Raw genomic sequence first — 13331 nt, 5'->3', positions numbered from 1 at the left:
TCCCCCGGTCAGAAATGACCGGGGGATTCTTGTACTCACCGGCAAAAAATCAGGACAGGTACTTGCATTGGGGGTGATTCGGATTGGGGGAAGTGAAGGGGAAGAAAACCCCATTTCATCTGTACCTTGAAAAACAAGCATTTCCATGCTTCATACCCTGCTTCTTGGGATGATACCGACGGTCAATATGCATTCTGCGTGTGGCTGTCGGAAATACGTTGCGGAAGGACCGGAACAGGAACGGGCCCAGGAGGGCAGGCAAACGTAAGGCTAAAATGATCAAACAGCAGATACAATGCGGCGGAGAGGAAACCGTTCGGTGGAGTTTCCGCCGTATGAATGTGCTGCTTGGCAGATAGGCTGGTTGCACTACCAATAAACGAAAGAAGGTGAGGATATGATTCAGATCGCAGCGGGTATTGCGCTGGGTATGTTGACATGTACTGTTGCCGCTCTGGTGGCGGGCTGCATTTATCTGGAGCATAAATATCCGGAGATGCAGAATCGTTTGCGCTCTAGGGCCGGAGGCAGGGAGGAATGACGAAGAAGATGACTTTTCCATTCCATTATGGCGGCGAAGCAGAGAGTTATACATTCTATCGGGTGCCGAAGATCCTGTTCACGGAGAAGGTGTTTGACCATCTGTCTACTGATGCAAAACTGCTTTACGGGCTTTTACTGGATCGGATGCAGTTATCGCTGAAAAACGGCTGGGTGGACGAGAACGGGAAAGTATTTATCTATTACACCGTGGAGAGCATTATGGACGCCCTGACCTGCGGCAATAAAAAGGCAGGGCTGCTTCTGGCGGAATTGGATGAAAAGAAAGGCATTGGCCTGATCTCGCGGGTACGGCAGGGGCTTGGAAAGCCGGATCGCATCTATGTACATAAGTGCGTGGTTCCTGAGATGTCATTCGGACACATCCAGAAGTGTCGAAACGACATGTCTGGAGATGTTCCTTCGACAGGTCAGGAGATGTCAAAACGACACGCTAATAAGACTGATAGGAATAATACTGAACATAGCAAGAATGATCTTATCGTTTCAGCGGAGCCGGGATGGGATGAGAGTGCGATGAAGGAGCGCAGAGCTTATCGGGAGTATTTTCTGGAGAGATGTTCCTTTGAAGTGCTGAAAGCAGAGAATCATTATTCCGCAGGGGAACTGGACGAGCTTTTGGAGCTTCTGGTGGACGTATGCTGCAGCAGGCAGAAAACCATCCGGATTTCTGGGGATGAGAAACCGATGGCAATAGTTAAAAGCAGGTTCATGAAGCTGGACAGCGAACATATACGGTATGTTCTGCATTGCTTTAAGGAGAATACCACGAAGGTACGCAATATCAAGCAGTATCTTCTGGCATCCCTTTACAATGCACCGATGACTATCGGCAGTTACTACACAGCGCTGGTACAGCACGATCTATACGGCGTGGATTGAGAAAACCAACTCAGGGGGAAGAAGGTGAGAAATATGGATGATCTGATCAAAGTGAATTTTGCAGAGGAATATCCGACGGTGTCTGCAAGAGAATTATATGTGGGACTTGGGATTAAGACACAGTTTCGATCCTGGTTTCCCCGCATGTGCAGTTATGGCTTTACGGAGCATGTGGATTATAAAAGGCTGTATCAAAAAAGATCGACCTTGGGCGGGATGCAGACGATGGTAGATTACCAGATCAGCATCGATATGGCAAAGCATATCTGCATGATCCAGAGAAATGAAAAGGGAAAGGACAATATTTCCTCGAGCTGGAGAGGACCTGGAATTCGCCGGAGAAGGTGATGGCGAGAGCCTTGCAGCTGGCAAATGCCCAGGTGAAGGAACTGTCCTGGCAGTGCAGCCGGCTGGATGGACAGATACAGGAACAGAAGAAACAGATCGCTTCCTTAAGACCGAAAGCGGTTTATCTGGACATGATTCTACATTCTCCCTCCCTGGTGCTGACCACGCAGATCGCAAAGGATTACGGAATCAGCGCGATCCGGCTCAACCGCCTGCTCCATGAATGGGGTATTCAGTATAAACGCCGGGAACAATGGATTCTTTACGCACAGTATCAGGGGCAGGGATACACCTGCAGCACTTCAGTAGAGATCCGTCGCAGCGACGGGCGGCTGGAAGTGAAATACCAGACAGAGTGGACACAGAAAGGCAGGGCATTCCTTTACCAGCTTTTAAAGAGTAAGGGATATCTGCCGGTGGTGGAACAGCAAATGGGAATCATGGAGACTGCCGGGGCGAATCTGCTTCTGGCATTTTCTGTATCCGGAGGACATGGGGAGGAGGTGAAAGAAGCCCATGCAGGAGGAAGTGAATGAAAAAACGATTGCCCTTTGTATCAGGGGAGGAAAGATCACAGCGAATATTCTGAAGGCTGCTTTGACTAAGCTGCTCCGGGATATGGAGAAATCCAGAAATAAAGCACAGCAAAAGATTGCGGAAATGGCGCAGGAGAAGCCTGAAGTGGTCAAACGAGGCAGGCAGAGCCTTGATAAGATGATGAAGAATGGGAGCCAGCTGACCAATATCGAGATTACGGACAAGAATATCCGCTCTTTTGAGCGGGTGGCGAGAAAGTACAGCATTGACTACAGTCTTAAAAAGGATAAGTCCGCAGTTCCGCCGAAGTACCTGGTGTTCTTCAAGGCGAAAGATGTCGATGTCATGACTGCCGCTTTCAAGGAGTACACGGGTGTGACACTTCAGAAGGTGAAGAAACCATCCATTCGTAAGCGGCTTCAGAAAGCGATTGACCGTGCTGCCAAGCATAGGGAGCGGGAGAAGATCAAACAGAAAGATAGGGGACAAACGCTATGAAGAAAGAAAAATCCGGTGCGCCTCCTGTGCTTCGTAAAGCAAGGGATGCGCTCCGCAGTAAGATTGGTGCAGTCAATTATACCCGGCTGCTCACTCAGAGTATCCCGCACATTGTCATGTTTTATCTGGTAGATAAGGAAGCATGGCTTTATCGCAACTGCATCGGGGGATCAGCTTTCGATAAGGTGGTGGCGGTGCTGATGCATTTTGGGCTGCCATTCCAGAAGCCAATGCTGAGCTTTCACCCGTATGATCTGCTTTCCGGACTTGCCGGGGCATTGATCTTGTGGGTGGTGGTCGCATATCGGCGAAAGAATGCGAAGAAATATCGGCAGGGCGAGGAATATGGCTCTGCCAGATGGGGCAATGAAAAGGACATACGCCCTTTTATTGATCCGGTCTTTGAGAACAACATCCTGTTCACACAGACGGAACGGCTGACGATGAACAGCAGGCCGAGCAAGCCGCAGTACGCGCGGAACAAGAATGTGATCGTGATTGGCGGCAGCGGAAGCGGCAAGACGAGATTCTACGTTAAGCCCAACCTGATGCAGATGCCGGAGAAGGTTTCCTATGTGGTCACAGACCCAAAAGGAACCATCGTAGTGGAGTGCGGGAAGATGTTAAAGAAGGCCGGATATAAGATGAAAGTGCTGAATACCATCAATTTTAAGAAGTCGATGCACTACAACCCCTTTAAGTACATTCGCAGCGAAAAGGACATCCTGAAGCTGGCGAATACAATTATTGCGAATACCAAAGGCGAGGGAGAAAAATCTTCCGAAGATTTTTGGGTGAAGGCAGAGAGACTTTTATACTGTGCTCTGATCGGCTACATCTACTACGAAGCTCCGGAGGAGGAGCAGAACTTTGCAACGCTGCTGGAGTTTCTGAACGCTTCGGAGGCCAGGGAGGACGACGAGGAATTTAAGAACGCCGTTGACCTGCTTTTTGAGGAACTGGAAAAGGAGAAGCCGGAACACTTCGCTGTGCGGCAGTACAAAAAATATAAACTGGCCGCCGGCAAGACAGCAAAATCAATTTTAATTTCCTGCGGGGCCAGAATGGCTCCCTTTGACATTCAGGAACTGCGAAACATTATGGCTTACGATGAGATGGAGCTTGACCAGTTGGGTGAGCAGCGCATGGCAATGTTCGTCATTATCAGCGATACGGATGATACGTTCAATTTTATTGTTGCGATAATGTACACACAGCTTTTCAATCTGCTTTGTGACAAGGCGGATGATGAGCATAACGGCAGGCTTCCGTACCATGTGCGGCTGCTTCTGGACGAGTTTGCCAATAGTGTGAGACGTTTCACGCTCAAAACGGTAGGAATAACCGACAAAGCGTGACACTGGCCTCAAGGCCAGTAGAACTGTATAACCGATGTTTCAAATGACGGGGTAACGCCCGGAAGGGAACACATTAAACCTTCGAATGGCTCTCGGTCTTGCAGATGGCTGAAGGTCATAAGCTCGGAGAAGTCGCGTGAAGTACACCCTAACGTTCAGTCGAGGAAATGTCCCCAGCGGTGGGGGCTGTGTATGACAGCGCGGATGGCGCTTTTCTATGGTCAGGATGTCCCTTGGAAAAGGACTGACGAAGTCTTGAATGTACGGCTCTAGACGAATGGCTTATAGAAATGTAAGTGCACCAGATGGTGCGCGCCACGGGGAAAAGTATGTGTTGTTAGGAGGAAATTCCCTCTGTGTTTACAGGACACAGGCTTCCGCAGGGAAGTGTGGGCAGGGTTAAAGAGACGGCCTAAGGATTAGCAATGCTAGGTTATACGGAACGTCGGAAGCAACGGACGGAAGAACCGGCTGCACGGTGACAAAGTATTCCGGCTGTGACGAAAGACGGCAGGAGGCGAAAGAACCTGTCGCTATAAGCTCACTTACCGTTGTGAAAGTAGAGGCATGGTACCGATGAAGCGGCAATAACAAGCCGTGGAGGGACGGCCTCGAGTCGATACTGAAATTTCTTTCATGCTTGTATAGTAATCGCCTTACGGAGATTTCATAGCTGTCGTGGTGTGACTAAGAAAAAATCTTCTCCAAAAAGGAGTTGGTTACTATGGCAAAACGAATTGTAAACAGGGCAGAGCGAAATGCGGAAAGGTATGATGCCAAGGAAACCGGCTACAAACTGTATGCAGACAGTCTGGAGAACAAAACGTTTGACAGGCTCATGCCGTATGTGGTCAGCGACCAGAATGTCATACTTGCCTATCGCAACATCTGCAAGAACCATGGGAGCAAAACCCCTGGGACGGATGGACTGACGATTGATGCGATTCATCGTCTGCCCATCTCGACCGTCATTCAGACGGTCAGAAACAAGTTGTCCTATTATCAGCCGAAGAAAGTAAAGCGAGTCGAAATCCCTAAACCGAACGGGAAGATGAGACCTCTCGGTATCCCGAGCATATGGGACAGACTCATACAGCAATGCATTCTTCAGGTACTCGAGCCTATCTGCGAAGCGAAGTTTCATGAGCGGAACAATGGGTTCAGACCTTATCGGTCCACGCAGAATGCTATAGCGCAGTGCTACAAGATGGCACAGCTGCAGAACCTGCACTTTGTAGTGGATGTCGATATTGTCGGCTTCTTTGACAACATCGACCACAGCAAACTGATTCGTCAGCTATGGGCTCTCGGAATTCAAGACCGGAAGCTTCTGGCTATCATCCGGCAGATGCTAAAAGCAGAAATTCTGTTCGGAGACATCGTGATTGAACCAATGACTGGCACACCTCAGGGAGGAATCCTTTCGCCGCTTCTGGCAAATGTGGTGCTGAATGAATTGGACTGGTGGATTGCGAATCAGTGGGAAACCTTCCGCGTGAAGGAAGGAGCGACTGGTCTGGAGTATGACAAAACTGACAGTGAGGGCAACCTGCTCGCTGTGGATATGTCTCAGAAGTGGAACAGACTTCGGAAAACGACAGAGCTGAAAGAGATGTATATCGTCAGATATGCAGACGATTTCAAGATTTTCTGCCGAGACTATTTCACTGCGAAAAAGACAATGGCGGCAACAAAGCTGTGGCTTGCGGAAAACCTTCACTTGCAGACCAGTGATGAGAAGTCTGGCATCACAAATCTGCGAAAGAACTACACGACCTTCCTTGGTATCAAGTTCAAGGTGGTGCCCAAAGGCGACAGATGGATTGTCCGTTCCCACATGGCTGATAAGAGCAAGGAAAGAGCGATTGTCAAAGTGCGGGATGTATGGGGTGATATCAAGAATCCGGCTATGCAGGCGGAACTTGAAGCAAACGTCACGAAATACAACGCCATTGTCATGGGACTCCATAACTATTTCTGTATGGCAACGATGGTCTCCGCGGACTTCGCGGAAATAAACTTCAGAGCCATGGGGATGAAAAATGGGGTCAACCATAATCGTAGGTGTACTCCTCTGGAAAGAGAGGGCGAGTTTCACAGCACATTTCTCAAGGAGAAGTATGGGAAATCGGAGCAGTGCCGATGGATCAAGGGGCGCCTGCTTGTCCCTGCCGGGTATGTTCAGTATGTATACCCGAAATACAAGCGCCGCTGTGTAAATAAATACATTCGGAAGTTCGATGACGGTATTAACTGCGTGAGCTTTGATGTGATGCGTTACATGATTGAGCACGCTTCGGATTATCCGACTCTTGAGATGGCAGACAACGCGGTCTCACGCTACATTGCCCAGAAGGGCAAGTGTGCAGTTACGCATGAAGAATTGTCTGTCGGTGACATGGTGTGCTTACACATCCTGCCATACAACGGCACCCGCAACGACACCTACAAGAATCTTATCCTGCTGTCGAAACCTGTTTCAGAACTCGTTCAGGCTGAATCCAGCCGTGCGATACAGAGGCATCTTTCAAAGCTTTCCCTGACCGGGGAAATGCAGGTTAAGGTCAACAAGCTCCGGAAACACCGGGGCCTACCCGAAATACAATTCGAAGACTATACAGGCACTAAAAAGTAAATTTCAGTCGATGGAACGCCGTGTGACGGGAAACTGTCACGCACGGTGTGGAGTGGGGGAAAAGCCCGAGGCGCCTTTAGCGCCGGAGGCTCACCTATCACTATTCGGCCAGATACCGAAGTTTGATAAACTGATCGCTACGATCCGAAGCCGTGAGATATCGGCTTCCATCATCTTACAGTCCCAGTCCCAGTTAAAGACGATCTATCGGGACGCTGCCGAGACGATCATCGGCAACTGCGATACCATGTTGTTCCTTGGCGGCAAGGAAGGCAGTACCTTAAAGGAAATTTCTGAGACACTTGGAAAAGAAACCATAGACCTCTATAACACATCGGACACCAGAGGGCAGGGACGATCCTATGGCATGAACTACCAGAAAACCGGAAAAGATTTAATGAGCCGAGATGAACTGGCAGTCATGGACGGCAACAAATGTATCCTGCAGCTTCGTGGTGTTCGTCCGTTTTTTTCGGATAAGTTCGACATCACAAAGCACAGGCGCTACAAGGAGCTTTCCGACTACGATAAACGCAATACGTTTAACGTGGAAAGCTACTTGAAATGCGAACTGAAAATGAACAGGCAGGAGCTTTTTGATCTGTATGAGACGGACGGTGATGCGCAGGAGGAAGCTGATGAGGAGGAAAAGATAGAGTGAAGCGACAAATACTGCCGCCGGTTCGGGCTTCTCCCTCGTCAGGCGGCTAATCCCATTAACCAGCATCTGATCAACGAACAACCAAAAACAAAAATAATAAGGAAAGGAAAAAGAGACAGAACGTACGGCACCGGACAGAGCTTCCGGTGCCTTCTCTTTATAGGAACCGCTATGGCGGGCAGTGCTATAGAAGAACACGTTTTTGGCTCCGGAGACATGTAACCGGAAAAGTTCCGACAAAACTCGCCATAGGCCGTCAGGCCGCATAAACACTGGACTACCGTGGTTTTGTCGATGATTCCGGGAAATCGACAAAACGGAGAAGAAACAAAACTATTTTGTCGATTTTGAAGGAAAAGAGTTTTGTCGATTATGAGTTTGGCAGGGGATATCAGTTAGACTACCCATGTGCCTCAGGAGAGGCGGAAAGGAGGAACAAACATGGGTGATCTAATGGAGATGAACCCGCCTGAGCAGGATCAGCGGTACGCTGTTTATTCTGTCAGGAACACGGCGGAGGATGGGCTGATCTACACGCGCTCCTTCATTGTGATCAAGAACGGTTACGGGGTGATCGTTCGTTTTACGCGGCTTCAGGAGTATGCGGGGGTGTACGTAAATGGGACATACCGGCCGCTCACATCGAATCCGGAGGCAAAGCTGTACTTCATATGCGGCATGCTGAATTACTGCCTGGTGGATCATGGTGCAAGGTTTGGGATCCGCCATGTGTTCAGCATCACCAGGGAGATGCTGGCAGAGTACTTTGACCATTACGCAATGGAGCAGCTCCCGGACGGATCCCACCACAGCCGCCAGAGCGTGGAACGGTGTATTTCAACCGTGACAGCGTTCATGGCAAAGCTGTCATCGAAGTATGGCGGATTCATGAAGGTCAGAAAAGCAGATCTTTATACGGAAAGAACGGTGGTGTCCAGGAAAGGAAAAATGGTGAAGCGGCCTATCCCGACGTTCCAGGCGACCGGCATTGAAGACCATGACGGGACGTTCCGGGACATTCCGACAAAGGCGGTGGAGATTCTGCTCCCGATGGCATTCCGCTATGCCAAGGATATCGCGTTTGGCCTGTGCCTTCAGGCGTTTGCGGGGCTTCGTGCCGGGGAAGTATGCAATGTACGGCAGGAAACCAGCCCGCTCGGCCCTGGCATCCGGTTTGTTGAAGTGGATGGAAACGTCCGTGAGGTATCGATCGACCTCCGCCGGGAGCTCGCACTGCGCAGTGACGGCGCAGAGGTCGGGGAGATTAAGAAGGAGCGGGTGCAGCGTGTCTATCCTGCTTTCCGGGAAGCCTTCTGCAGGGCTTACGAACTTCATAAGGAGTACCTGCGGGGCGTGGAATTCGAAAAGGAATACGCCCCGATGTTTGTAAACAGCCGGGGGAAGGCGATGTCGTATGAAAGCTACCGGAAAAAGTTCAAGAGCCTTGTCAATGACCACCTGCGCCCGGCGTTGCTTGCAAGCGAGGATCCGGAGCTGCGTATCTACGGGCAGCTGCTCTGTGAGAACAGCCTGGGGACTCATTGCCTGCGGCACTGGTTCACAGTCCAGCTGGTCCTGCGCGGCGAAGATATCGGAAGCATCCAGTCCTTCCGCGGGGACAGGAACCCGGAAACGGCGTTCCTGTATCTCCAGAACAAGGGGGATCTTAACCGGGAACTGAAAGAAAGCAATGAAAAGCTGGTACAGCTTCTCATGGAGATCGGGGGTGAGGCTGATGTGTGAAGCTTTCTTTGCGGATGTAAAGACGATGGCGTCGGAAACAGGCTCCCTGTATAACGGCAGCCATGTCACGGACAGGGACGCCCTGCTCTGCTTCCTCGACAGCAACGGGTGGTTTGGCATGGATCCGGAAAAACCGCTGAAGGAGGCCGTGATGGCGGAAGGCAGGATCCGTTTATGGCTTCAGGCGTATAAGAGAACCGGGGAGGAAAAGACAGGGATGCTGCTGGGAGCCTTCCGGGAAAAGTATCCGGATACGGCACGTCGGCTGTCGGATTTTTTCGCGGAGAGGGGGAAGGAAAGTTATGCACAGGGATGGAAGTTCCTGGATTTCCTGCTCGCCGGCATTGAGCGGGAGATTGCCCTGTATCCGGAGGAAGACCTCAGGGAACTGGTTGAAGCGGCCAACAGGAGCCTTTCGCTGGCCGATATGAAACTGCTGGCGGCTTTTCTCAAAAGCGGTGGCAGAAAAAGCCTGTCCTCATGGGAATACGAGTTTAAAAGCAGGCAGATCATAAAGGCGGACATCTCTTCCTACCCGCTCATGGACTTCAGCGTCATGGCATACACGATTTTCAACCCGGAAGCATGGGAGAAGGAGAAGTTAGTGGAGAAGGCGGCCGGGAACCGCAGATATGCAGACCTCTGGCTGTTTATGGCGCTGCACTTTGTCAGCGGTATCCGTACAACGGATATGAAACGTCTCCCGGTTCCTGCCCTCCCGTATCCGCCTGATGAGATGAGGCAGATGATCCTTGAGAAAAAAGCAGAGCCTGCAACGCTGCGCGGGATCGCGCAGGAAGTGCAATTCCGGCAGGAAATGCTGTCACGTAAACCGCATAAAGTACGGCGGCACGGGATGGTTGCTGATATAAAGTTCTTCATCCCGGAGAGTCTCCTGGAACCCATGGGGCTGATCATAGCGCTGTCCGTGTCATTCAGGGAAGACGGAGACCCGTTTGTACGGACAGGATGTGAACTGCAGGACATCCACCGGTTCTTTGGGGAAAGATTTGCCGCGGCGGTCGGGAAAAGGAAGCGGTTTTCTTCGCGGCGGGCGAATAAAGCGTACCTCCAGGGGATCGAATGGCTGGCAGATGACCGACCGGGAAGGCCGAAGGGATATATGATGGCGGCCCTGGCAAGGAGCCATAAAGGAGGGATCGGCACCCTGCCCGAAATCACGGATGTATATCTGAAGGACGCGAACTTCACAGGATACAGCCCGGAATTCATCCTCAGGGAGATGTTCGAAAGGGGGATTTTCGGGTTCATCCCCGCGATACTTCTGGAGATGTACCAGGGGGAAGCGTACAGGGAGCTTGGCGTAAGCGGCCAGACAGAGCTGATACGCGCTGTCGGGCTGTCCGCATGGCAGATCGAAAAGATTACTTCCGCCGTTTCCGCCTCTTTTAAAAAGGCAGAGGAGGTTGTGGAGGGGCTGTTCCGCAAAGGGGACAGGGAAATCCTGGCACAGTCACTGCAGAAGATCGCAGCCGGGGCTGCCCCGGGCAAACAGGAAGGGATGTCCTGTGTCCGGGCGGCGGCCGGTTATCCCTGCGACCGTGCCGCGAGGAGCTGCTGCATCGGCTGCGGCTGTGAAATCTATACGAAGTCAGCCACGCACCTCCTGGTAAGGGAATACGTCAGGCTGAATGGGGAAAGGCTGTCTAAAACGGGCGCAGAGGCAGAAAAAAGCAGGATGATCCTGGAACATACGGTTGTTCCCTCGATCCTCCAGGTGATCAGCAGCATCCCGGAGCTGTACCCGGAGGCGGACATGGAAATGATACGGGACATGGTGGAAGGAGGGATCCGGGATGCAGATCGTATTGGATACTGAGGCAAGGGCAGACTATGTAAGGTACCGCCCGGTGACATGCCTCGATGCAAAGACACGCGAGAAGGCGGAAAACATCTTTGAGGATTACCGCAGCCGCGGCGTGATCACCGGCAGTTATTCGGATGATGCCTGGCAGGCCACGAACGAGATTGCCCGGACCACATATGATTTCAGGTTTAATGAGCTGATGTTCCGGAACTGCTGCGAACCCTGGGTCGGCTGCACGGCGGCATGCTATGGCGAGTGCCTGAGGGCATATGTCGTTTTCCTGATGGGGAAGTATACGCTCCCTTTTATCAGGGAAGTGCTGAAAGAATTGAAAGCATTGGCGGAAATGGATGCGGAGGAGGCTTTATGCCGGCCGGATGATGAAATGAAACCCCATGCAGCCGGCTTCCTGTCTATCCTGCCGGAAAGCAACGACATCCGGGACTATGTCATGGAGATGCTGGAGGAAGAACCCAGGAAAAAGAAGAAAAAGGAGCACAGGGAACTGGCGGATTTCCGGTATTTCCTGCGTTTCGACAAGTCCCTTCAGGAGTATTGGGAGTACGCAGACGACAGGAAAAAGGAGTTTTATTTCCCGGTGTACTTCTGGTGGAAGCTGACATGCGTGCTGCCGCTGCGGGCGACCGAATTCCTTGTCACGCCCAGGACCTGCGTTTCCATGAAGGAAGGCAGGTACACGATCACAATCCGGCGGACACGCCTGAAAAAAGGAATCCGCCGGATCGCATACCGGCTGGATGAGGATTATGAGCCGAAAACCTATGAGATCCCGGAAGAACTGTACCGTCAGATCCGGTGGTATCAGGAAGTGACGAAGGATAAGGTCCTTCCCGCAATCGGTACGCTCCTTGTCCCGGATCGGGAAACACCGTCCGGATATTTCACATACACCCAGATGCGGCGGAGGCTGATGAAGTTTTGCGGCGAGGTTTTCGGTGACGAGGCATACCCGGTACATCCGGGGGATACACGGCACCTTGCGATGATCAACCTGATGCTGTCAGGCGGATCCCCTGTGATCTGCAGGGAACTGGCCGGACATGAAGACCTGGATATCAGCTCCAACTATTATGCGAACATGTCCGCTGTCGTGGAAAGCAGCGTCCTGGAAATGTACCATGGCGGCTACAGCGGTACGTCAATGGAGGGATCGTTCCTGATCCCGGCGGCCGATCCGGCGGGCGGAGCCCGTATGGGGAAGGGCTGGTGCATGTACCCGGGGATAGAAGACGGTGACATGACGGGATGCCTGGACAGCTATTCCATTGACGGTACGCTGGGGAACTGCAGGGACTGCCGGTATTACAAGCCGGATGAACCGGGGATCCGCATGGATCTTGAGATGAAGGCGAAACAGAAGGTGGATGCCGATGCGGCTTATCTGTTCCGGATGATCGAGCAGGTAAGGAAAAGCCTTGGATATACGGAAACCATACAGGAAGCGATGCTGCGGCTGCAGGCGAGCGCGGGACGATACAGGGCGCTGCTGGCAGGCCATTATGAGGAGGAAGTGTGATGGGAAGACCAAGGAAACTGGAGCCGTCAGTGCTGGTGGCACTGGTGGATGGCTACTATGAAGAGAAGGCGGCGGGTAACGCGGCAAAAATCCGGTTCAGCAGCCTGGAAGCCTACGCGAAGGAAAAGGGGTATACCGTGAAATCGTATGATTTCAGCAGGTGCCGGGAAGCCGTGGTGCGTATTGAAGAACTGAAAAACTCTGAAGAGATGCGCAGGGAGGAAACCCTAGCGGCGGCGTATAAAAGCCTTGATGTCGAAGGACTCCTCAAACAGTGCACCACCGTGGAGGCACTGAAGGAGACCCTGATCAGGATGGATGGTTATTGGAAACGGACATATATGGAAGCGTCAGCGCTGATAACACGGGATCGGGCGTTCATGCAGGAAAAGGGAAAACTGGATGGGAAGATCCGTTCCCTGAAAGAAGAAAACGCCCGCCTTCAGGAAAACGGGAAAGAAATGCTGAAGGAAAACACTGCCCTGAAACGGGAGAACGTATATCTCAGGAGGATGCTCCGCACCTACCTGTATCCGGGAATCGCGAACCAGATCCTTAAGGAAAGCGGGCTTCCTGTCGAAGGGGAGAATGCAGTCAAGCCGGAAAAGTTCGGGGAACTGATTGAAGGAAAAAAACCGGAAGCGTTCCGGGGACGGCAGAAAACGCCTGCCCCGGTGTTGTCGTGGCAGGAACGACTTCAGAAGGAACTGGAAAGGCAGGTGTCGCAGGATGGAAACCCCTGA

Annotated in this window: 10 protein-coding genes and 2 pseudogenes; all 12 read left to right on the top strand. The window is 51.8% G+C overall.

The window, feature by feature from the left end; all coding sequences use genetic code 11:
* Positions 1 to 397: 397 nt before the first annotated feature.
* The 12 genes and pseudogenes from FYJ35_RS02085 to FYJ35_RS02030 all read left to right on the top strand — a co-directional run bounded on the left by FYJ35_RS02085 (position 398) and on the right by FYJ35_RS02030 (position 13331).
* Positions 398 to 541, top strand: a complete 144-nt coding sequence (locus FYJ35_RS02085) for a hypothetical protein (protein WP_154522391.1) — start codon at positions 398 to 400, stop codon at positions 539 to 541.
* On the top strand, positions 538 to 1443 hold the full coding sequence (locus FYJ35_RS02080) for a DUF6017 domain-containing protein (protein ID WP_235906306.1): 906 nt from the start codon (positions 538 to 540) through the stop codon (positions 1441 to 1443). The genes FYJ35_RS02085 and FYJ35_RS02080 overlap by 4 nt, the downstream gene beginning before the upstream one ends.
* Before the next feature lie 33 nt (positions 1444 to 1476).
* Complete coding sequence (locus FYJ35_RS02075; RefSeq protein WP_154522388.1) at positions 1477 to 1791, top strand: antA/AntB antirepressor family protein; 315 nt, start codon at positions 1477 to 1479, stop codon at positions 1789 to 1791.
* Positions 1791 to 2327 (top strand): phage antirepressor KilAC domain-containing protein, encoded by a 537-nt coding sequence (locus FYJ35_RS02070; protein ID WP_154522385.1) that lies wholly within the window; start codon positions 1791 to 1793, stop codon positions 2325 to 2327. The genes FYJ35_RS02075 and FYJ35_RS02070 overlap by 1 nt, the downstream gene beginning before the upstream one ends.
* On the top strand, positions 2308 to 2826 hold the full coding sequence (locus FYJ35_RS02065; protein WP_154522382.1) for a PcfB family protein: 519 nt from the start codon (positions 2308 to 2310) through the stop codon (positions 2824 to 2826). Before FYJ35_RS02070 ends, FYJ35_RS02065 begins: the two co-directional genes overlap by 20 nt.
* A pseudogene (locus tag FYJ35_RS02060) lies at positions 2823 to 4133 on the top strand (VirD4-like conjugal transfer protein, CD1115 family); the annotation flags it as partial. The gene FYJ35_RS02065 and the pseudogene FYJ35_RS02060, both read left to right, overlap by 4 nt.
* Before the next feature lie 775 nt (positions 4134 to 4908).
* On the top strand, positions 4909 to 6819 hold the full coding sequence (gene ltrA / locus FYJ35_RS02055; RefSeq protein ID WP_154522376.1) for a group II intron reverse transcriptase/maturase: 1911 nt from the start codon (positions 4909 to 4911) through the stop codon (positions 6817 to 6819).
* Between the two features lie 97 nt (positions 6820 to 6916).
* Positions 6917 to 7480 (top strand): annotated as a pseudogene (locus FYJ35_RS02050) (type IV secretory system conjugative DNA transfer family protein); the annotation flags it as partial.
* A gap of 441 nt (positions 7481 to 7921) precedes the next feature.
* Positions 7922 to 9223, top strand: a complete 1302-nt coding sequence (locus tag FYJ35_RS02045) for a site-specific integrase (RefSeq protein ID WP_154522370.1) — start codon at positions 7922 to 7924, stop codon at positions 9221 to 9223.
* Complete coding sequence (locus tag FYJ35_RS02040; protein ID WP_205839659.1) at positions 9207 to 11063, top strand: hypothetical protein; 1857 nt, start codon at positions 9207 to 9209, stop codon at positions 11061 to 11063. Before FYJ35_RS02045 ends, FYJ35_RS02040 begins: the two co-directional genes overlap by 17 nt.
* On the top strand, positions 11041 to 12588 hold the full coding sequence (locus FYJ35_RS02035; protein WP_154522364.1) for a site-specific integrase: 1548 nt from the start codon (positions 11041 to 11043) through the stop codon (positions 12586 to 12588). Before FYJ35_RS02040 ends, FYJ35_RS02035 begins: the two co-directional genes overlap by 23 nt.
* Positions 12588 to 13331 (top strand): hypothetical protein, encoded by a 744-nt coding sequence (locus FYJ35_RS02030; RefSeq protein ID WP_154522361.1) that lies wholly within the window; start codon positions 12588 to 12590, stop codon positions 13329 to 13331. Before FYJ35_RS02035 ends, FYJ35_RS02030 begins: the two co-directional genes overlap by 1 nt.

The sequence above is a fragment of the Porcincola intestinalis genome (assembly GCF_009696445.1).
Lineage (GTDB): Bacteria > Bacillota > Clostridia > Lachnospirales > Lachnospiraceae > Porcincola > Porcincola intestinalis.
Note: the sequence above shows the minus strand (reverse complement) of the source record. Positions and strands in the feature narration are given on the sequence as shown.

Excerpts from the sequence above, each read along its gene's own strand:
- FYJ35_RS02085 (WP_154522391.1), top strand. The coding sequence starts at position 398 with ATGATTCAGATCGCAGCGGGTATTGCGCTGGGTATGTTGACATGTACT.
- FYJ35_RS02080 (WP_235906306.1), top strand. The coding sequence starts at position 538 with ATGACGAAGAAGATGACTTTTCCATTCCATTATGGCGGCGAAGCAGAG.
- FYJ35_RS02075 (WP_154522388.1), top strand. The coding sequence starts at position 1,477 with ATGGATGATCTGATCAAAGTGAATTTTGCAGAGGAATATCCGACGGTG.
- FYJ35_RS02070 (WP_154522385.1), top strand. The coding sequence starts at position 1,791 with ATGGCGAGAGCCTTGCAGCTGGCAAATGCCCAGGTGAAGGAACTGTCC.
- FYJ35_RS02065 (WP_154522382.1), top strand. The coding sequence starts at position 2,308 with ATGCAGGAGGAAGTGAATGAAAAAACGATTGCCCTTTGTATCAGGGGA.
- ltrA (WP_154522376.1), top strand. The coding sequence starts at position 4,909 with ATGGCAAAACGAATTGTAAACAGGGCAGAGCGAAATGCGGAAAGGTAT.
- FYJ35_RS02045 (WP_154522370.1), top strand. The coding sequence starts at position 7,922 with ATGGGTGATCTAATGGAGATGAACCCGCCTGAGCAGGATCAGCGGTAC.
- FYJ35_RS02035 (WP_154522364.1), top strand. The coding sequence starts at position 11,041 with ATGCAGATCGTATTGGATACTGAGGCAAGGGCAGACTATGTAAGGTAC.
- FYJ35_RS02030 (WP_154522361.1), top strand. The coding sequence starts at position 12,588 with ATGGGAAGACCAAGGAAACTGGAGCCGTCAGTGCTGGTGGCACTGGTG.